This window comes from Roseovarius gaetbuli (assembly GCF_900172365.1).
In the GTDB taxonomy this organism is placed as follows: Bacteria; Pseudomonadota; Alphaproteobacteria; order Rhodobacterales; family Rhodobacteraceae; genus Roseovarius; species Roseovarius gaetbuli.
This window is the reverse complement of sequence record NZ_FWFJ01000001.1, coordinates 180,054-198,905: the sequence shown is the minus strand read 5'-3', so window position 1 is coordinate 198,905 and position 18,852 is coordinate 180,054. Positions and strand designations below refer to the sequence as shown.

General features: G+C 61.6%; 16 protein-coding genes and 1 pseudogene. 3 read left to right on the top strand and 14 right to left on the bottom strand.

Annotation, left to right across the window (positions count from 1 at the left end):
• Positions 1-10: 10 nt before the first annotated feature.
• The 8 genes from pstB to ROG8370_RS00940 form a co-directional block, all read right to left on the bottom strand.
• Complete coding sequence (gene pstB / locus ROG8370_RS00975; protein WP_085825272.1) at positions 11-808, bottom strand: phosphate ABC transporter ATP-binding protein PstB; 798 nt, start codon at positions 806-808, stop codon at positions 11-13.
• A 14-nt stretch (positions 809-822) separates the two neighbouring features.
• Complete coding sequence (pstA, locus tag ROG8370_RS00970) at positions 823-2,085, bottom strand: phosphate ABC transporter permease PstA (RefSeq protein ID WP_085825214.1); 1,263 nt, start codon at positions 2,083-2,085, stop codon at positions 823-825.
• Positions 2,086-2,095: 10 nt separating this feature from the next.
• On the bottom strand, positions 2,096-3,469 hold the full coding sequence (gene pstC / locus ROG8370_RS00965) for a phosphate ABC transporter permease subunit PstC (RefSeq protein WP_085825213.1): 1,374 nt from the start codon (positions 3,467-3,469) through the stop codon (positions 2,096-2,098).
• A 69-nt stretch (positions 3,470-3,538) separates the two neighbouring features.
• Positions 3,539-4,591 carry a substrate-binding domain-containing protein gene (locus tag ROG8370_RS00960; protein WP_085825212.1) on the bottom strand — a complete coding sequence of 351 codons (1,053 nt, stop codon included), beginning with the start codon at positions 4,589-4,591 and terminating at the stop codon, positions 3,539-3,541.
• A 156-nt stretch (positions 4,592-4,747) separates the two neighbouring features.
• Positions 4,748-5,797: a sensor histidine kinase gene (locus ROG8370_RS00955; protein WP_085825211.1), complete on the bottom strand. Its 1,050-nt coding sequence runs from the start codon at positions 5,795-5,797 to the stop codon at positions 4,748-4,750.
• A gap of 5 nt (positions 5,798-5,802) precedes the next feature.
• Positions 5,803-6,330: a gamma carbonic anhydrase family protein gene (locus ROG8370_RS00950; RefSeq protein WP_085825210.1), complete on the bottom strand. Its 528-nt coding sequence runs from the start codon at positions 6,328-6,330 to the stop codon at positions 5,803-5,805.
• Positions 6,327-6,968: a guanylate kinase gene (gmk, locus tag ROG8370_RS00945; protein ID WP_085825209.1), complete on the bottom strand. Its 642-nt coding sequence runs from the start codon at positions 6,966-6,968 to the stop codon at positions 6,327-6,329. Before gmk ends, ROG8370_RS00950 begins: the two co-directional genes overlap by 4 nt.
• A gap of 102 nt (positions 6,969-7,070) precedes the next feature.
• Positions 7,071-7,961 (bottom strand): YicC/YloC family endoribonuclease, encoded by an 891-nt coding sequence (locus ROG8370_RS00940; RefSeq protein WP_170925148.1) that lies wholly within the window; start codon positions 7,959-7,961, stop codon positions 7,071-7,073.
• 237 nt (positions 7,962-8,198) lie between these two features.
• Here ROG8370_RS00940 and ROG8370_RS00935 point away from each other — a divergent pair, with 237 nt between their 5' ends.
• Positions 8,199-8,858 (top strand): PAS domain-containing protein, encoded by a 660-nt coding sequence (locus tag ROG8370_RS00935; protein WP_085825207.1) that lies wholly within the window; start codon positions 8,199-8,201, stop codon positions 8,856-8,858.
• 101 nt (positions 8,859-8,959) lie between these two features.
• Here the strand turns inward: ROG8370_RS00935 and ROG8370_RS00930 are convergent, their stop codons facing one another.
• Positions 8,960-10,330, bottom strand: a complete 1,371-nt coding sequence (locus ROG8370_RS00930) for a class II 3-deoxy-7-phosphoheptulonate synthase (RefSeq protein ID WP_085825206.1) — start codon at positions 10,328-10,330, stop codon at positions 8,960-8,962.
• A gap of 171 nt (positions 10,331-10,501) precedes the next feature.
• Between ROG8370_RS00930 and ROG8370_RS00925 the strand changes: the two genes are divergently transcribed.
• The gene (locus ROG8370_RS00925; RefSeq protein WP_085825205.1) at positions 10,502-11,521 is read left to right on the top strand and encodes a GlxA family transcriptional regulator; all 1,020 of its coding nucleotides are present in this window, start codon (positions 10,502-10,504) and stop codon (positions 11,519-11,521) included.
• 78 nt (positions 11,522-11,599) lie between these two features.
• On the opposite strand, the pseudogene ROG8370_RS00920 reads toward ROG8370_RS00925, so the two are convergent.
• The 4 genes and pseudogenes from ROG8370_RS00920 to ROG8370_RS00905 form a co-directional block, all read right to left on the bottom strand.
• A pseudogene (locus ROG8370_RS00920) lies at positions 11,600-12,691 on the bottom strand (PQQ-dependent sugar dehydrogenase).
• Between the two features lie 56 nt (positions 12,692-12,747).
• Entirely contained in the window at positions 12,748-14,676 is a 1,929-nt protein-coding gene (gene dxs, locus ROG8370_RS00915) for a 1-deoxy-D-xylulose-5-phosphate synthase (RefSeq protein WP_085825204.1), read from the bottom strand.
• A 26-nt stretch (positions 14,677-14,702) separates the two neighbouring features.
• Positions 14,703-15,569, bottom strand: a complete 867-nt coding sequence (locus tag ROG8370_RS00910) for a polyprenyl synthetase family protein (protein ID WP_085825203.1) — start codon at positions 15,567-15,569, stop codon at positions 14,703-14,705.
• Positions 15,570-15,574: 5 nt separating this feature from the next.
• Positions 15,575-15,817 carry an exodeoxyribonuclease VII small subunit gene (locus tag ROG8370_RS00905; RefSeq protein ID WP_085825202.1) on the bottom strand — a complete coding sequence of 81 codons (243 nt, stop codon included), beginning with the start codon at positions 15,815-15,817 and terminating at the stop codon, positions 15,575-15,577.
• A 102-nt stretch (positions 15,818-15,919) separates the two neighbouring features.
• On the opposite strand from ROG8370_RS00905, the gene ROG8370_RS00900 reads away from it, so the two are divergent.
• Complete coding sequence (locus tag ROG8370_RS00900) at positions 15,920-16,891, top strand: phosphotransferase family protein (RefSeq protein ID WP_085825201.1); 972 nt, start codon at positions 15,920-15,922, stop codon at positions 16,889-16,891.
• A gap of 1 nt (position 16,892) precedes the next feature.
• On the opposite strand, the gene ROG8370_RS00895 is transcribed toward ROG8370_RS00900, so the two are convergent.
• Entirely contained in the window at positions 16,893-18,461 is a 1,569-nt protein-coding gene (locus ROG8370_RS00895; RefSeq protein WP_139838006.1) for a helicase HerA-like domain-containing protein, read from the bottom strand.
• Positions 18,462-18,852 lie beyond the last annotated feature (391 nt).

Genomic DNA, 18,852 nt, shown 5'->3' with positions numbered 1-18,852 from the left:
GATTTTGTCCTTAACCGATGCGCCCGGTGATGTAGCTTTCGGTGCGCTCATCGCTGGGATTGGTGAAAATATGGCTGGTCTCGCCGAACTCGACCAGATGGCCAAGGTGGAAAAACGCGGTTCTCTGGCTGACGCGGGCGGCCTGTTGCATCGAGTGGGTGACGATGACCACGGAATAGTCCTGACGCAGCTCGTCGATAAGCTCCTCAACCTGAGCGGTGGCAATCGGATCAAGCGCCGAACAGGGCTCGTCCATCAACAGAACTTCGGGGGCGGTGGCCACGGCGCGGGCAATGCAAAGCCGCTGTTGCTGGCCACCCGAAAGGCCGGTGCCGGGCGAATCGAGCCGGTCCTTGGCCTCGTCCCAAAGCGCGGCCCGGCGCAGCGATTTCTCAACGATCACATCAAGATCGGCGCGGGTGTTGGCAAGCCCGTGAATGCGCGGCCCATAGGCGACATTGTCATAGATCGACTTGGGGAACGGATTGGGTTTTTGAAACACCATGCCGACCTTGGCGCGCAATTGCACCGGGTCGATCGCGCGGTCATAGATGTCCTGACCATCCAGCCGGATATCGCCGGTCACGCGACAGATCGGAATGGTGTCATTCATCCGGTTGAGACAGCGCAGGAAGGTGGATTTGCCACAGCCTGACGGCCCGATAAAGGCGGTCACGGTCTTGTCGAGAATATCCACATCGACGCCTTTGATCGCCTCGGCGTCATCATAATACACATGCACATCGCGGGCGGTAAATTTGAGGGTGTCACTGGTCACGGTCTTCTCCGGCGTTTGCGTATCAAACATCTGTCTGTCCTTCTTTACCATTTTCGCTCGAACTTGCTGCGCAGATAAATGGCGATGGCGTTCATGGTGATGAGAAAGGTCAACAACACCAGAATGGCGGCGGAGGTGCGGCTTACAAAGCCGCGTTCGGGGCTGTCGGCCCAGATAAATATCTGGGTCGGCAAGGCGGTGGCGCTATCGAGCGGCGAATCTGGCGCCGAGGTGATAAAGGCGTTCATCCCGATCAGCAAAAGCGGCGCGGTTTCGCCAAGCGCTTGTGCAAGGCCGATGATGGTGCCGGTAAGGATGCCGGGCATCGCCAGCGGCAGCACATGGCCAAACACCACCTGATGCTTTGACGCCCCAACCCCAAGGGCCGCCTCGCGGATCGAGGGCGGCACCGCCTTGAGAGCGGCGCGAGTCGCGATGATGATCGTCGGCAGCGTCATGAGCGCCAGCGTCATCCCGCCCACAAGCGGCGCCGAGCGCGGCATGCCCATCCAGCCGATGAACACCGCCAGGGCCAAGAGGCCGAAGACGACAGAGGGCACCGCCGCGAGGTTGTTGATATTGACCTCGATGAAATCGCTCAGCCGGTTGCGCGGCGCGAATTCCTCAAGGTAAATCGCCGCGCCGATGCCAAGCGGAAACGAGATCACGAAACAGACCAGAAGCGCCCAGAAGCTTCCCATGAGCGCGCCCTTGAGGCCGGCCAATTCGGGAAAGCGGCTATCGGTATTGCTGATCAATCCCCAGTTCAGGGGCTCTGAAATCGCCCCGGCCTTATCCAGCGTGTCGAACCAGCCGATTTCACGGTCGCTGACGCGGCGCTGTGCCTCGGGGGTGTCGCGCTTGACCAGATCCTTGGCCAGCTGATCGAAGGGATCAGAGGTGGGCACCGTAATGGTAATGCTCTGCCCGATCAGGCTTGGGTCGGCGACGATCCGGTCGCGAAGCGTAAATTGCGCACCGTTTGAAAATATCCCCTCAAGCGCCTTTTCATCGGCCCGCCCGCTGACCTCCGGGAAATAGGTCTTGAGGCTGGCCAAAAGCACATCGTCAAACCCGCCACGCGGCAGGCGCTCGGGCTTGATCTCGGCCGGGTCTACAAAGACCTCGACCGTGACATGGGTCTGGGTAAACGCCTTATAGCCAGAGCTGACCAGCGACGAGACCAGAATGAACAGCATCAGCGCGGCAAAGCCGATGGCGGCCATGCCAAAGCCCTTGATCATCGTCTGATGACGGTTGCGCCGGTTGAGATGGCTGCGTGCGCTCTGGGATGAAAGATCGGTCATCGCGGGCTCCTTAGTCATAAGCTTCGCGGTACTTGCGCACGATGCGCAGGGCGAAAATATTGATGATCAGCGTGACGATGAAAAGCATCATCCCAAGGGCAAAGGCGGCCAGTGTCTTGGGGTTGTCAAACGAGGTGTCGCCAATCAGCAGGGTCACGATCTGAACGGTGACGGTGGTCACGCTATCGAGCGGGTTCATCGTCATCTTGGCGATCAAGCCGGCGGCCATGACCACGATCATCGTCTCGCCAATGGCACGGCTCACGGCAAGCAGTACACCGCCGACAATGCCGGGAATGGCGGCCGGGAAAAGCACGCCGGTCATCATCTCGGCCCGTGTCGCCCCAAGGCCAAGGGCGCCGTCGCGCAAACTCTGCGGCACCGCCGAGAGCGCATCATCGGCAAAGGACGAAATGAACGGGATCAGCATGACCCCCATCACCCCGCCCGCCGCCAGTGCGGTGTTGGGCGAGACATCAAGCCCAAGCGACTGGCCGAAATTGCGGATCGCGGGGGCGACGACAAGGATGGCGAAAAAGCCGTAAACCACCGTTGGCACCCCGGCGAGGATTTCCAAAAGCGGCTTGGCCACGGCGCGAAACTTGCGCGGCGCGAATTCATTGAGGTAGATCGCCGACATGAGGCCGACGGGAACGGCAATCACAAGCGCGATCACCGTGATCACCAGCGTCCCCAACATCACCGGCAACCAGCCGAACGCGCCCTCGGCGGCAACCTGATCTTCACGCAGCGGAATCTGCGGTTCCCAATTGGTGCCAAAGAGGAACTCGACGAAAGACACTTTGGCGAAGAACTTGGACGTCTCGAACATCAGCGAGGCGACAATCCCGATGGTCACGAAAACCGCCACCACCGAGCAAAAGATCATCAGCCCAGAAATGATCCGCTCGACCCCGTGGCGGGCGCGGAACTCGGCGCTGACCTTGCGACGGCTGACCACCACAAGCGCCAGCGACATCGCCGCGACCACCACCAAGAGGAGCTGACCGGCGCGCATTTGTAGGGTCACCAAATGCTGGGCGGCGTCGACCTTCCACGGCTCGGGCGTGCCAAAGACAACCCCGCGCGCGATGGATTTGATCTCGGCCACGATAAGCTGCACCTCGCCGGTGCCAAGCCCGTCAAGACGGCTGGTGAGGCCGGATTTCAGCAGCGCGTCAATCACCGGCCCCTGAAGCAAGAGCCAGAGCAGTATGACAACAAGCGCCGGAACCAGCACCACCAAAAGTGAATAGGCGCCGTGAAAGCCGACCAATGAATGCAACCGCGCCCCGTCTTTGCGGATCGCGGTGGCGGCCTGACGGTTCCAGACATAACCGATCAGGGAGAACACCAGAAGGCAGGCAAAGGCGGATGTGGTCATGGCAGTCTCGCGGTTTGAAATCAGAGGGATGCCGCCCGACACATGGCCGGGCGGCGGTCTTGCTGGCGCTTACTCTTTCGGCGCCATGTTCTCGCCGTCGATCACCGCGTCTTGCGTTGCCGCGCGCAGATCGTCGGGAAGGGCCACCATGCCACGCTCGCTCAGATAGCCACCCGGCTCCATCGCGTCATCCGACATGTATTCCTCGATGAACTCCTGAAAGTTCGGGATCACGCCGCGATGCGCGTTCTTTGTGTAAAAGTAGAGCGGGCGGGAGATCGGGTAGGAGAAATCACCGATGGTTTCGGCGCTCGGCGCGACGCCCGCGATCTTGACGGGTTTGAGCGTATCCATGTTCTCGTAAAGGAACGAATAGCCAAAGATGCCCATGGCATGCTCGTCTGCATTCAGGCGCTGCACGATCAGGTTGTCGTTCTCGCCCGCTTCAACAAACGGCCCGTCCTGACGCATGCGCGAGCATTTGTCCTTGAGGGTGGCCTTGAACGCGGCCTTGTCGGCCTCTTTCAGGGCTTTCATAAGCGGGGTGGTCTCGCAACCGGCGTGCATCGCCAGCTCGACAAAGGCGTCGCGGGTGCCCGAAGTGGGCGGCGGGCCATAGGCCAGGATATCAACGCTCGGCAGGCTTGCATCAACGTCGGCCCAGGTCTTGTTGGGGTTGGCGATCCAGCCGCCATCGCCGGGGATTTCTGCGGCAAGCGAAAGAAACACCTGCTCAAGGCTCAGATCCCAGTCGTTTGTCGCATCGCGCGAAATGGCAATTGACAGGCCGTCATAGCCGATCATCGCCTCGGTGATATCGGTCACGCCGTTGTCCTGGCAAAGCTTGTACTCCGAGGCCTTCATGGCGCGCGAGGCACCGGTCAGGTCGGGGTGCGCTTCGCCGATGCCCGCGCAGAAAATCTTCATGCCGCCGCCGGTGCCGGTTGCTTCGACGATCGGCGAGGGCGCGCCGGTCACATTGGCAAATTGCTCGGCCGCAGCCTGGGTATAGGGAAACACGGTGGACGAGCCGACAATGCGGATCTCGTCACGCGCCTGTGCGGCGCCAACAGCCATGGCAGACAGCGCCAGAGTGGAAACGGTGAGTTTGAAAAGCGACATGGATTGCTCCTGAGTTCGGTTGTGCGGGGGCGCCCGTATTGGCGACCTCTGGCCCAGTGCTAGGGCGTTCCGACTACGCTTTTGTTACGTTTTCGTAACGGTTTTATGACAGCTGCCATTTTGGTAATTTTTTGTCCGCTCAAGGCGGGAAACGCCTTACTCCGGCGCGCTCCAGCGGGGCAGAATCACGGCAAATTCGCTGCCCTGCCCCGGCACCGACTGGATTCGGAGCCGCCCGCGGTGGCGATTGATGATGTGTTTCACAATGGCAAGGCCAAGCCCGGTGCCGCCCATCTCGCGCGAGCGGTGCGTATCGACGCGATAGAACCGTTCGGTCAGGCGCGGAATATGCAGCGGATCAATTCCCGGCCCCTGATCGGCGACCCGCGCGATCACCGCAGGCACCCGCAGGCTTGTTTCGGGCGCCGCCGCGTCAAGCGTGATGGTGATCGCATTGCCCTTGCCGCCATATTTGATGGCGTTCTCGATCAGGTTTGTGAACACCTGCTGCAACTGATCGGAATTGCCGGGCACCAGCACGCCCTCGGGCGGATCAAACACGATCTCACATCCGCTTTCCCCGGCCAAGGGGCGCAGCGTATGCAGAACCGAGCCGATGATCCGGCCAAGGTCGACCGGCTCCTTGACGCGCACCCGCTCTTCGCTTTCGACCCGGCTCAGCGACAGAAGATCGCGCACCAGCCGCTCCATCCGTGCGGCCTCGGATTGCATGATCCCGAGAAAGCGGTCGATTGCGACGTCGTCGCGCCGCGCAGGCCCCTGAAGGGTTTCGATAAACCCCATCAGCGCGGTCAGCGGCGTGCGCAACTCGTGGCTGACATTGGCGACGAAATCGCGCCGCATTTGGCTTGCCTGCTGTTTCTCCGAGGTGTCCTCGAAACACACCAGCACACCGCGCGTGGGCGGGATGTCGATAAAGCCAAGGCTCACCGCAAAGCTGTTGTCGCGCCCGGCATCGCTTTGCTGATAGGTGGCGGTGCGGGGTTGATGATCGGCCAGCGTGGCCTCGATGGCGTCGATCACCTCGGGCTGGCGCAGGGCGGTCATGAAATGACGCCCTTCAATCGCGCGCCCCAAAAGCTCAGAGGCCAGGGCATTGGCGCCAAGGATCAGCGCATCCTCGGCCACCAAAACTGCCGCCAGCGGAAGCGCCGCCAGAACCGAGGCAATCCCCTGTTCCGGCATCTCGCTCAAAGCGCCACAAGCCCGGCGCGAAAACGGCGCATGTTGTCCTGATAATGCAAGGCACTGGCCTTGAGACCATTGATCGCCGCCTCGTCCAGCGTGCGGATCACCTTGCCCGGCGCGCCCATCACAAGGCTGCCATCGGGGATTTCCTTGCCCTCGGTGATCAAGGCCCCTGCCCCGATAAGACAGTTCCTGCCGATCTTGGCCCCATTCAGAACCGTCGCGCCCATCCCGATCAGGGAATTCTCGCCGATGGTGCAGCCATGCAGCATCGCCTTATGCCCGATCGTGCACCCGGCCCCGATGCTCAGCGGATAGCCCTTGTCGGTGTGCATGATGGTGTTTTCCTGCACATTGCTGCCCGCGCCGATATGGATCACCTCGTTGTCGCCGCGCAAAGTGACGCCAAACCAGACCGAAGTCGCGCTCTCAAGCACGACATTGCCGATCACATTGGCATCCGGAGCGACCCAGAAATCACCATCTTCGGGGGTCTGCGGCGCATGGCCGTCAAGCGTATAAAGGGTCATCTCGTCTCCTCAAACTCGGTTTGCAACTGGCGCACATGATCGGTCAGCCCCGGCTGCTGGCTGCGCCGCAGACGGGTGGCCTCGATAATGGTGATCAGCTTTTGCTCGGTAACGTCCAGATCGTCATTGATCAACACGAAATCATAGCCATCCCAATGGCTGATCTCGTCCCAGCTTTTCTCCATCCGCTTGGCAATCACCTCGGCGCTGTCCTGCCCCCGCGTTTCAAGGCGGCGGTGCAACTCTCCGATCGAGGGCGGCAGCAAAAAGATCGACAGCGTATGCGCGCCAAGCGCCGAATTGCGGATTTGCTGCGCGCCTTGCCAGTCGATGTCAAACAACACATCGCGCCCGCTCTCGATGGCATTTTGCACCGCGCCCTTGGGCGAGCCATAGAAATTGCCGAACACATGTGCATGCTCAAGCATCTCGCCCGCCGCTACATCGCGCTTGAACTGATCCTGGCTCAGGAAAAAGTAATCCTGCCCCTCAACCTCGCCTTCTCGCGGCGTGCGCGTGGTGGCCGAGACCGAAAACGCAATCGTCGGATCCCATGCCCGAAGCCGACGCGACAACGTCGACTTGCCCGCGCCCGACGGCGAGGACAGGATAATCAAAAGGCCCCGGCGATCACTCATTGCACTCTCTTTCCGCTTTGGCGTGACAGAGATCACACTCTGACTTTCATCGTTCCCCAAATACTCAAATCCACCGCCCCCACGGGTCACAGCGGCTGGCGGTCATTCCACATTCTGCACCTGTTCGCGCATCTGGTCGACCACGGTTTTGAGCCCCAAACCAATGCGCGTCAACCCGGTGTTCTGCGCCTTGGAGCAAAGCGTATTGGCCTCGCGGTTGAATTCTTGGCTTAGAAAATCAAGCTTGCGCCCCATCGGCGAGCCCTGAGCCAGCAGGTCGCGCGCGGCGCCGACATGGGCGTGCAGGCGGTCGATCTCTTCGGTCACGTCAAGCTTGACGGCCATGATCGCAAGCTCTTGCGCGACTCGGCCCTCATCGGCACCGCTGGCCGCCTCCATCACCCGCGCAAGGGCTGTGCGAAAGCTCTGCTCAACCTCGTCCTTGCGCGCCACGGCAACCTCTGCCGCCTCTTTGGTCAGCGCCTCTATCTCGTCAAGCTGCGCGCCGAGAACCTGCGCGAGGGCGGCCCCTTCGGCGCGGCGCATGTCAAGAAAGCTCTCCAGCACGCCCTCGAAATCCGCCAGAAGCACCTTGCACAGCGCGCCACTGTCCTGCGCGCTGCCGCCGTTTTCAAGCACATTGCGCAGCCCGACAATATCGGCTGCATTGGCGGGCGCCAGCGATAGGCCACGATCCATCGCGCGGGCCTCGATCCCGGCCATCGCCGTCAGCACATCTTCAAGAGCCGCCTCGTTAAGGGTCAGAGCCCCGCCCCGGTCTTCGCTCTGCACACGCAGGGTCAACGAGACATTGCCGCGCGTCACGGCCTTGCTCAGACGCGCGCGCAGGCCCGCCTCAAGCCCTTCGATCCAATCGGGCACCCGCAGGCGCAGATCAAGGCCCTTGCTATTCACACTGCGCACTTCACAGCTCCAGCTTTGGCCCTCAAGCTCTCCTTTGGCGGCGGCAAAGGCGGTCATGGAATATAGCATCGGCAGGGGGCTCCTTGATTGGGTGCTGCCCTGTCCTAGCCACTGCTCCGGCGGCTGGCAAGCGCCCGGCAGAGCCAAACCCTTTCGGGGAAGTTAACCAATCGCGACGATTTTTAGACAAATCGGGGCACAAATGTGTCAAATTAAAGTCACAGTACGGTGGGTCATATGCGAATTAAGGCAAACCGGTGACCGTCGCACAAGACGGACAATGACATTCAGAGAAGGTTTTGAAAGATGCAGGACGACGTAATCAGTTCAGTGGTCACCCCGCGCCCCGGCAGTGCAATCGACCGGCAGGCCGAACATATGCGTGACTTCCGCGCCTATTGGAACAGCATGCGCAAGGGCCATGATGTGCCGCGCCGGTCGGATATCGACCCGCGCCGGATCGAGCCGCTGTTGTCCAACGCCTTTATCGCCGAGCGGATCGCGCCGGGTGTCACACGTCTGCGGATCGCGGGCATGCATCTGAGCGATCTCATGGGCATGGAAGTGCGCGGCATGCCACTCAGCAGCTTCATCACCCCTGCCGACCGCGATGACTTCGCGCTTAAACTGGTCGATGTGTTTGATCGCCCGGCGGCCATCCGCCTTGATCTTCGCAGCAAGGCCGGTGTCGGGCGCCCGGAACTGACCGGCACTCTGATCATGCTGCCGCTGCGCAGCGATCTGGGCGATGTGTCGCGCGCGCTCGGCTGTTTTGTCAGCAAGGGCCAGATTGGCCGCGCCTCGCGCCGCTTCGAGATCGTGAACAGCCATGTGGAGCCGCTTGTTGCCGGGATCGACTCCAACGGCATGCGCGCCCTGCCCGGTGGTCTGGATGATGGCCCGCGTGCGCCTTCTGAAAAGCCGATCCATCGTTCGGCGCGCGACTACCTTCGGGTGGTCAAGTAATCCGGGGGCCCTCCAACCCAAGGATCAAACGGGAAAAGGCGGCGCAGGGATGATCATTGCGCCGCCTTTTTTAATGTAAAACAGGGTGTTGCACTGCGTTCTTAACCTGCTTCGGCTTGCTGGCGCTCAACCCGCAGCGCCGAAAGCTCTTCGGCGACCAGAAACGCCAGCTCAAGCGATTGACTTGCATTCAGGCGCGGATCGCAGGCGGTGTGATAACGATCGCTCAGGTTTTCGTCGCTCAGCGCACGCATGCCGCCGGTGCATTCGGTCACGTCCTGACCGGTCATCTCGAAATGCACACCGCCGGGAATAGTGCCCTCGGCCTTGTGGATGCCAAAGAATTCGCGGACCTCGCGCAGAACCGATTCAAACGGCCGGGTTTTATATCCGGTGGCCGATTTGATCGTGTTGCCATGCATAGGATCACATACCCAGAGCACATTGGCGCCCTCTTCCTCGACGGTCTTGATCAGACGCGGCAGGTTGTCGGCCACCTTGCCCGCCCCAAACCGCGCGATCAGGGTCAGACGCCCGGCCTCGTTGCTCGGGTTGAGCTTGGCCAGAAGCAGTTTGAGGTCTTCGCTGGTCATGGTCGGCCCGCATTTAAGGCCAATCGGGTTCAGAACACCGCTCAGGAATTCCACATGCGCGCCGTCCGGCTGGCGGGTGCGATCCCCGATCCAGAGCATGTGACCAGAGCCCGCAAGCCATTTGCCCGAGGTCGAATCAAGCCGCGTCAGCGCCTCTTCATATTCCAGCAGAAGCGATTCGTGGCTGGTATAGAAATCGACGGTCTTGAGCGTATGTGCGCGATCACTGTCAATCCCGGCAGCCTTCATGAAATCAAGCGCATCACTGATGTGATTGGCCATTTCGCGATACTTGGCGGCCTTCTCGGATTCGGTAAATCCAAGGGTCCAGGCGTGCACCTGATGCACATCCGCATAGCCGCCCGTCGAAAAGGCGCGCAACAGGTTGAGCGTCGCCGCCGCCTGAGTATAGGCCTGCAACATCTTTTCAGGATTGGGAATGCGCGATTCCGGCGTGAAGGCCAGATCGTTGATGATATCGCCGCGATAGCTTGGCAACTCGACACCGTTCACCACTTCGGTCGGAGCCGAGCGCGGCTTGGCAAATTGCCCGGCCATACGGCCAACCTTGACCACTGGCACCTTGGCGCCATAGGTCAGAACCATCGCCATTTGCAGCATCACCTTGAAGGTGTCGCGGATCGCATCGGCGCTGAACTGTTCAAAGCTCTCGGCGCAATCGCCGCCCTGAAGCAGGAACGCCTCGCCGCGCGAAGCCGCGCCCAATTGCTGTTTGAGACGGCGCGCCTCGCCTGCAAAAACCAGCGGAGGGTACTGCGTCAGCCGGGCCTCAGCCGCCGAAAGTGCGGCGGCATCGGTATAATCTGGCATCTGTATCCGCGGTTTCGCGCGCCAGTCCGATTTGTGCCATTGCGTCATTGTCTTTCTCCGCTTTGTCGAATTCTAGGTTTCGTCTATACTAAGGCGACCCCCAAGTGACCATATAGGTATTGCAGGAATTCATGCAATTCGCGCCCGTATGTCTTGTCAATAACGCTGTTTTCGTGACAGACCCGATTAACAGCCTAGTTTCGTAGGGATTCGAAGACCATGAAATCCAACACCGCCAAAATCGAAGTCAGCGCGCCCAAAACGGCAAAGCGCTTTGTTTTTGTGTTGTTGGATAATTTCTCGTTGCTCAGCTTTGCGTCGGCGGTCGAATGTCTGCGCATTGCCAACCGGATGTCAGGGGCCAAGCTTTATGACTGGGCGATTTCTGGTGATACGGACGATATCGGCGAGAACGGTGATACGGTGCAATGTTCGGCCGGGGCGCGCTTTCATGTGGATTTCCCGCTTTCAGAACTGAACCGGGAAGATGTCGTGATGTTGTGCAGCGGCATGGATGTCCAGGCCGCCGCGACCAAGCGTATCCTGAACTGGGTCCGGCGCGAAGCGCGGCGCGGCATCAAGATAGGCGGGCTGTGCACGGCGGCCTATGTTCTGGCCAAGGCCGGTCTTCTGGATGGCAAGCGCGCCACGATCCATTGGGAGAATCACGACAGCTTTCTCGAAGAGTTCGAGGATGTGAACCTGACCAAATCGGTCTTCGTGGTGGATGGCAACCGGATGACCACGGCGGGGGGCACCTCTTCGATTGACCTGATGCTCAATATCATCGCCGATGATCACGGTGAAAAGCTTGCCAATGCGGTGGCCGATCAGCTGATCTATTCCTCGATCCGCACCGATCAGGACACACAGCGCCTGTCGGTGCCGACCCGGATCGGCGTGCGTCATCCCAAGCTAAGCCAGGTTATCCAGATGATGGAGAGCAATATCGAAGAGCCGATCAGCCCCTCGGTTCTGGCCAAAGAGGTCGGCATGTCGACCCGCCAGCTTGAGCGCCTGTTTCGCCGCTATCTAAGCCGCAGTCCAAAGCGCTATTACATGGAGCTGCGCCTGCAAAAGGCGCGCAACCTGTTGATGCAGACCGATATGACGGTGATCAACGTGGCACTTGCCTGTGGCTTTGCCTCGCCCTCGCATTTTTCGAAATGCTACCGGGCGCATTACAACACCACCCCTTACCGCGAACGCGGCGCTCAGGCCTCGCGGCTTTCAGTCTGAAGGCGGTCTGTCATTTGCGGGGGCCAGCCCCCACACCCCCGGGATATTTAAAGCAAGAAGAAACAGGTGGATTTGGTCCTATTTGGGGCTGATCCGATAGGCCGCGCCATCTGCGACACTGAGAAACCAGATGCTGCCATCGGGGGCCTCGCGGATGTCGCGAACGCGTTTGGTCTCTGCGGATTTGAGCTGTTCAACTTCGCTGAGCGGCGTGCCTGAGAGGCGCGAGATATAGCCGAACTTGAGGCTTCCTACAAAGAAATCCCCGCGCCATTCGGGCCAGAGCGCCACGGAATAGATCATCAAGCCGGAGGGCGCGATTGAGGGATCCCAGTAATGCGCGGGTTGCTCCATGCCGGGTTTGGCCGTGCCTTCGCCGATCTTGAGACCCGAGTAGTGGCGGCCATAGGAAATCACCGGCCAGCCGTAATTCGCGCCGGGCTTGATCCGGTTTACCTCGTCGCCGCCGCGCGCGCCGTGCTCGACCGCCCAGAGGGCGCCATCCAGATCAAGCGCCGCGCCCTGCGGGTTGCGATGGCCGTAAGACCAGATTTCAGGCTGCGCACCGGGGGTTTTGGCGAAGGGGTTGTCGGCGGGGATGCTGCCGTCGCGGGCGATCCGGATGATGCTGCCGTTCTCGCGCGAAAGGTCCTGCGCAGAGGGGCGATCACCGCGCTCGCCGATGCTGGCATAAAGCAAGCCGTCGCGCGCTTCGACAAGGCAGCTTCCGAAGTGGCGCCCGCCGGATGAGCCCGGTGTCAGCTCGAAAATCACGGTCCAATCCGTCAGGCGATCCGCGCCGGGGGCAAGGCGGGCATGGGCAATCGCCGTGCCCTCGCCGCCCGGTTGCGATTTGGCGTAGGTGAATTAGAGCTGTCGGGATTGGGCGAAATCGCGCGGCACGAGAACGTCAAGCAAGCCGCCCTGCCCGCGTGTCGCCACCTTGGGCACGCCTTTGATCGCCTGCCGCCCGGTCTCGTCCACCCGCAAAAGCCGCCCCCCGCGTTCGGTGATCAGCACGCCGCCCTCCGGCAGAAACCCGAGAGACCAAGGTTCGTCAAGCCGATCCGCCATGCGCGTGACGGTGAGGGGTCCGGCGCTGCTGTCCATGGCCTGTGCCGGGCCAAACGCAAGGCCGAGAGCCAGAATAAATGCGGTGAAACGGATCATCGGTTCGCCTCCATCGGGGCCTCATGTTACCATCAGGTTCCCTTGATATGGGAGCGTCAGGCGCGTTTTCCACCGATTTGGGCGATATCCAGCACATCAAGCACCTTGGCCTCAATCTCTGCAGCGCCAAGACCGGCAACCGCATACATATCCGCCGGGCTTGCCTGATCAATGAAGATATCCGGCAGCACCATGGAACGGAACTTGAAGCCCTGATCAAAAACACCATGCTCGGCCAGTAACTGTGCGACATGGCTGCCAAAGCCGCCGATGGCGCCTTCTTCGATGGTGATCAGCGCCTCGTGATTGGCGACCAGATCAAGGATCATCGCCTCGTCCAGCGGCTTGGCAAAGCGCGCGTCGGCGATTGTGGGCGTGATGCCGCGCGCGCGCAGGGCCTCGGCGGCCTTTAGAACCTCGCCAAGGCGGGTGCCAAAGGACAGGATCGCGACGCGGCTGCCTTCTGCGATCATCCGGCCTTTGCCGATCTCAAGCACCTCGCCGCGTTCGGGCATCTCGACGCCCATGCCTTCGCCGCGCGGATAGCGGAATGCAATCGGCCCTTCGTCATGCGCGGCGGCGGTGGCGACCATATGCACAAGCTCGGCCTCGTCAGAGGCGGCCATCACCACGATGCCCGGCAGGTTGGCCAGAAAGGCGGTGTCAAACGCGCCCGCATGGGTCGCGCCATCAGCCCCGACCAACCCTGCGCGATCAATCGCAAAGCGCACCGGCAGGCGTTGGATTGCCACATCATGCACGACCTGATCATAGCCGCGTTGCAGGAACGTCGAGTAAAGCGCGCAAAACGGCTTGAGCCCGCCCGCCGCAAGCCCGGCACAAAAGGTCACCGCGTGCTGTTCGGCGATGCCAACGTCGAAACAGCGCGAGGGATGACGGCTTGCGAAGAGATCAAGACCGGTGCCATCGGGCATCGCCGCCGTCACCGCGCAAATCTTGTCGTCGCGCGCCGCCTCGGCCAAGAGAGCGTCGGCAAAGACGCGGGTATAGCTTGGCGCATTCGAGGGCGCCTTGGCCTGCTTGCCGGTCAGAACGTCGAATTTGGCCGTTGCGTGCCCCCCGTCGCGCGCCGATTCCGCCGGGCCATAGCCCTTGCCCTTTTTGGTCAGCACGTGAATGAGGATCGGCCCGGTGGCGCGTTGGCGCACCGTGCGCAGGACCGGCAAAAGCTGTTGCATGTCATGACCGTCAATCGGGCCGACATAGGAAAAGCCAAGCTCCTCAAACAAGGTGCCGCCCACGGCAAGCCCCTTGAGCATCTCCTTGGCACGGCGCGCGCCTTCCTGAAACGGCGGCGGCAAAAGCGATACCGCGCCCTTGGCTGCGGCCTTGAATTCCTGAAACGGCTCGCCGGCATACATCCGCGAGAGGTAGGACGACAGCGCGCCAACCGGCGGGGCAATCGACATTTCGTTGTCGTTGAGAATGACAATCAGCCGCTTTTTGAGGTGGCCGGCATTGTTCATCGCCTCAAACGCCATGCCCGCACTCATCGCGCCATCGCCGATCACGGCAATCGCGTCGCCATGCCCGGTGGGGCAATTGCCGCCAAGATCGCGCGCCACGGCAAAGCCGAGCGCAGCACTGATCGAGGTCGAGCTATGGGCGGCGCCAAACGGGTCATAGGGGCTCTCGCTGCGCTTGGTGAAACCGCTCAGCCCGTCCTTTTGGCGAATGGTGCGGATGCGGTCGCGCCGCCCGGTCAGGATCTTGTGGGGGTAACACTGGTGGCTGACGTCCCAGATGATCTTGTCGCGCGGCGCATCAAACACCGCATGCAGCGCCACGGTCAACTCGACCACGCCAAGCCCCGCGCCAAGATGGCCGCCGGTTTCCGAGACCGCCGAAATCGTCTCGCTGCGCAACTCATGCGCAACCTGCGTCAGCTGGGCATCGGAGAACCGCTTGAGATCGGCCGGCGTGGCGACCTGATCAAGCAGCGGTGTGTCTGGGCGGTTCGGCATTGCGGCCCCTCCTGGCGGGGTAAAGATCAAGTCTGGCGCGAGATAACGAAGCGCGCAAGCTGCTGCAAGGTGTCGGCCTTGTCACCATAGCAAGATAGCGCATCACAGGCCGCGTCAACAAGCGAGCGTGCCTCGGCGCGTGCGCCATCAAGCCCGAGAAGCGACACAAAGGTGGCCTTGCCGGCGGCGGCATCCTTGCCCACTGCCTTGCCCACCGTGGCGGCATCGCCGGTCACATCAATCACATCGTCCTGGATTTGAAAGGCCAGCCCAAGCGCCTTTGAATAGCGCGTCAGCGGCTCAAGATCGCCCGCGCCCATGCGCGCGCCAGCGGTGGCGGCCCAGGTTATAAGCGCGCCGGTCTTGCCCGCCTGCAGGGTGGTGATCTCCTCAAGCGTGAGCGGGATTGGTGCAGTTTCTGCCGCAATATCAAGAGCCTGGCCAAGCACCATCCCCTGACCACCAGCCGCACGCGCAAGGCTAAGCGCAAGGTCGGCGCGGATATCGGCGCGCTCTGCGCCCTCGGGGTGAGTGACAAGCTCGAAGGCCAGCGATTGCAGCGCATCGCCGACAAGAACCGCCGTCGCCTCGTCCCATTTCACATGCACCGTCGGCTGACCGCGGCGCAGATCATCGTCATCCATCGCCGGCAGGTCATCATGCACAAGGCTATAGGCATGCAGCGCCTCGATGCCGCAGGCGGGCCAGAGCGCGCGCGCGCCGTCAACATCGTGCAGGCGCGCGGTTTCCAACACCAGAAAGCCGCGAATCCGTTTGCCGCCGCGCGTGGCATACCCCATGCCTTGCGCCACGGCGCCGGTGCCGAACGCGGTCAGAACGGTGTCAAAATGCGCCTGAATGCGGGCTGCATCCTGGGAAAGCCCGGTTTTCATCGCCTTCAAAGGCCCTCGACCGGGGTGGTGCCGGTCGGCTGACCATCGCCGTCAAGCGTGATCGCTGCGACTTTTTCCTCGGCCTCTTTCAACTTGGCCTCGCAGCGCTTCTTGAGCTCTGCGCCGCGCCCGTAAAGCGCGATCGATTCCTCAAGCGCCACATCGCCACGCTCCAGCCGCCCGACTACCTGTTCCAGTTCTTTCATCGCCTGTTCAAACGACATTTCTGATACGGGAGTATCGGGCATTGCGGGCATCCTGTTGCTTGTTTTTCACGCAGCACCATAGCCGTGTCGGCGCGGGGGTGCAATTCGGTTGACGGCCCTTTGCGGCTGCGGGACAGTGGCGGCATGAACGACCATCCACCCCCTGCCCCGCTGCCCGATCCCGAAACGCTTTATGCCGTGCAACAGCGCTTCGAGGCCGCGCGCGCCGCCTGTCCCGATCTCGCTGGTGCAGAGGTGAGCGAGGTGCTGCGTGTCATGCCGGGAAAGCGCGCGATCATGACCGGAGCGCTTGACGGTCGCAGCGCGGTGTTTCGCATGTTTGACCCCGATCAGGGCGATATGACAACGCGCGAGTGGCGCGAGATGACGCGGATATGGCCCTTTATGAACAGCGGGGCCTATCGCGTCGCCGAGCCGCTTTTGCATGTGCCAGAGCATGGTCTTTTGGTGATCGAGCATGTCAGTGGCACGCCCTTGCTGGAGCATTTCTGGCAAAGCGATCCCAGTGAGCGCGCCCAGCATCTTCGACCCGCCGCCGAATGGTTGCGCCACTATACCGAAGGCAGCGAAAGCTGGCGGGGGGGCAATGCGGCGGGATGGCTGGCGCGCACCGAACGGGCAGCAGCAACCCAGCCCTTTGCCAGCCTGCGCAAGATCGAGGCCGAGATTCTGGACGAGCTGCGCCGGATGGAAGCCGCACTTGCCACGCAGGAATGGCGGGTGGCCATCTGTCATGGGGATTTCCACCCCAACAACCTGATTTCAAACGAGGATCGTTTGACGGGCATTGATATCGGCGGCTCTGCCCGCATGCCGATCTGCAAGGATATCGCGCGCTTTCTGGTCCATATGGGACGGCGGGGCATGATCCCGTCGGGCGCGCGCCGCCTTGGTGTTGATCAACAGGGTCTTGCGGCCTTCGCAGAGGCCTTTGCACTGACCAGTGTCGAGCGCGGGCTTTGGCTGCCGTTTTTCATCGGCTGCGAGGCGCTGATCCGGGTCGAGAGCAAAAGCCTGAAAAAGGGCCGGATCACGCGCGCCGAAGAGATGTATGCGGCGCTGCGCGACGATCTGATCGCCGCGCGCCGCGCCTGAGTTACCGCCCCTTGAACAGGCTGCCGAGGATGCCGCGCACAAGGCGGCGCCCGGTTGTGCCCTTGAGCTCTTTGAGCACCACATCGGTCAGCGCCTTGCCAAAGCCCCCAGACGAAGTGGATTTGCGCGACCGGCTTGAGCGGCTTTCGCTTTTACCGCCGGAATGGCGCCGCGCCGCCTTGAACTCGCGCTCTTTTTCGGCGGCCTGCGCCTCGCGTTCCTCGTCGGCGGCCTCGCGGGCCTCGGCCTCTTCCGCCTCTTTCGCGGCGGCCTCGGCGCGGGCCAGCAACATCTCGTGTGCCGAGTGGCGATCAAATACGGTTTCATATTTGCCCATCACCGGCGATGTCTCGATCACCCGTCGCCGGGTGGCCGCATCACAAGGCCCAAGCTGGGTTGCGGGGGGGCGGATCAGGGTGCGTTCCACCACGCCCGGCACGCCCTTGTTTTGCAACATTGAGGTCACCGCCTCGCCGACGCCGACATCGCGAATGGCCTCGACCGTGTCAAAGCGCAGATTGGGGCGATAGGTTTCCGCCGCCCGCTTGAGCGCCTTTTGATCGCGCGCGGTAAAGGCGCGCAGGGCATGCTGAAAGCGGTTGCCAAGCTGGCCAAGGATATCCTCGGGCACATCGTCGGGGTTCTGGGTGATGAAATAGATCCCCACCCCCTTGGAGCGGATCAGCCGCGCCACCTGTTCCACCTTGTCGACAAGCGCCTTGGGGGCGTCATCAAAGAGCAAATGCGCCTCGTCAAAGAAGAACACCAGCTTGGGTTTCTCGACATCCCCCACCTCGGGCAGGGTCTCGAACAGCTCGCTCAGAAGCCAGAGCAGGAAGGTCGCGTAAAGCCTTGGCGAAGCGATCAATTTATCCGCGGCAAGGATGTTGATATAACCGCGCCCATCGGGCGTGACCCGCATCAGGTCTTCCAGCGCGAGCGCCGGTTCGCCAAAGAAATGCGTCCCGCCCTGATTTTCAAGCACCAGAAGCGAGCGCTGAATCGCCCCGACCGACGAGGCGCCGACATTGCCATAGCGCAGCGACAGATCATCGGCGTTCTGTCCGACCCAGGTCAGCAGCGCCTGAAGGTCTTTCATATCCAGAAGCGGCATGCCCTCCTCATCGGCCACGCGAAAGGCGATGTTCAACACCCCCTCCTGCGCATCCGAAAGCCCCATCAGCCGCGACAGCAAAAGCGGCCCCATCTCTGACATGGTAGTGCGCACCGGGTGGCCCTGTTCGCCGAAGAGATCCCAGAAGATCACCGGATAGCTGTCATAGCGGAAATCGACAAAGCCGATCTTTTCGGCCCGTTCTGTGAACGGAACGTGAAGCTTGCCCACCGGATCGCCGGCCACCGCCATGCCCGAGACATCACCCTTGATATCCGACAGGATCACCGGAACCCCGGCATCGGAAAACCCTTCGGCGAGGATCTGCAGGGTGACGGTCTTGCCGGTGCCAGTGGCCCCCGCGATAAGCCCGTGCCGGTTGCCGTATTTCAGCAGCAGATCCTGCGGCTCTGAATAGTCCGGCCCGCCGCCGCCCACGAATAGCGTTTTCTGCACCCTGATACCCCTCGTCCCAAAATGGTCACGGGCTGAACATACAAAGTTAAGGTTTTCGTGCCAGTGTGAATTCATTCCCGGACCCGATTGTCCTCTGGTTCCGGGTGACTTCCTCCCTGTCAGACTGGCCGCGCCTTCGGGTGCGGCCTTTTTTCGCCAATTCGCGAACTCCACTGTTGACGGGTGCGGCCATCTGTCCTAGCGTCCGCTTCAATAACTAAGTCGGCCAGTCCGACGGGGAGAGACAGGAAAGAGGCCGCAAGGCCTCTTTCTTTTTTGAGCTCTCCACATTTGGTGTGCTCCCCTGATGCTTGGCCCGATGTTTGACCCTCTCGCCGCGACTGTGAAAAACGCTAGCGGAAACCTGCCAGAGCGCGCCTGAATTCCTGCG

What these genes read in the sequence shown, in the direction of transcription:
- pstB (WP_085825272.1), bottom strand. Translation starts at nt 808, where the DNA reads ATGTTTGATACGCAAACGCCGGAGAAGACCGTGACCAGTGACACCCTC.
- pstA (WP_085825214.1), bottom strand. Translation starts at nt 2,085, where the DNA reads ATGACCGATCTTTCATCCCAGAGCGCACGCAGCCATCTCAACCGGCGC.
- pstC (WP_085825213.1), bottom strand. Translation starts at nt 3,469, where the DNA reads ATGACCACATCCGCCTTTGCCTGCCTTCTGGTGTTCTCCCTGATCGGT.
- ROG8370_RS00960 (WP_085825212.1), bottom strand. Translation starts at nt 4,591, where the DNA reads ATGTCGCTTTTCAAACTCACCGTTTCCACTCTGGCGCTGTCTGCCATG.
- ROG8370_RS00955 (WP_085825211.1), bottom strand. Translation starts at nt 5,797, where the DNA reads ATGCCGGAACAGGGGATTGCCTCGGTTCTGGCGGCGCTTCCGCTGGCG.
- ROG8370_RS00950 (WP_085825210.1), bottom strand. Translation starts at nt 6,330, where the DNA reads ATGACCCTTTATACGCTTGACGGCCATGCGCCGCAGACCCCCGAAGAT.
- gmk (WP_085825209.1), bottom strand. Translation starts at nt 6,968, where the DNA reads ATGAGTGATCGCCGGGGCCTTTTGATTATCCTGTCCTCGCCGTCGGGC.
- ROG8370_RS00940 (WP_170925148.1), bottom strand. Translation starts at nt 7,961, where the DNA reads ATGCTATATTCCATGACCGCCTTTGCCGCCGCCAAAGGAGAGCTTGAG.
- ROG8370_RS00935 (WP_085825207.1), top strand. Translation starts at nt 8,199, where the DNA reads ATGCAGGACGACGTAATCAGTTCAGTGGTCACCCCGCGCCCCGGCAGT.
- ROG8370_RS00930 (WP_085825206.1), bottom strand. Translation starts at nt 10,330, where the DNA reads ATGACGCAATGGCACAAATCGGACTGGCGCGCGAAACCGCGGATACAG.
- ROG8370_RS00925 (WP_085825205.1), top strand. Translation starts at nt 10,502, where the DNA reads ATGAAATCCAACACCGCCAAAATCGAAGTCAGCGCGCCCAAAACGGCA.
- dxs (WP_085825204.1), bottom strand. Translation starts at nt 14,676, where the DNA reads ATGCCGAACCGCCCAGACACACCGCTGCTTGATCAGGTCGCCACGCCG.
- ROG8370_RS00910 (WP_085825203.1), bottom strand. Translation starts at nt 15,569, where the DNA reads ATGAAAACCGGGCTTTCCCAGGATGCAGCCCGCATTCAGGCGCATTTT.
- ROG8370_RS00905 (WP_085825202.1), bottom strand. Translation starts at nt 15,817, where the DNA reads ATGCCCGATACTCCCGTATCAGAAATGTCGTTTGAACAGGCGATGAAA.
- ROG8370_RS00900 (WP_085825201.1), top strand. Translation starts at nt 15,920, where the DNA reads ATGAACGACCATCCACCCCCTGCCCCGCTGCCCGATCCCGAAACGCTT.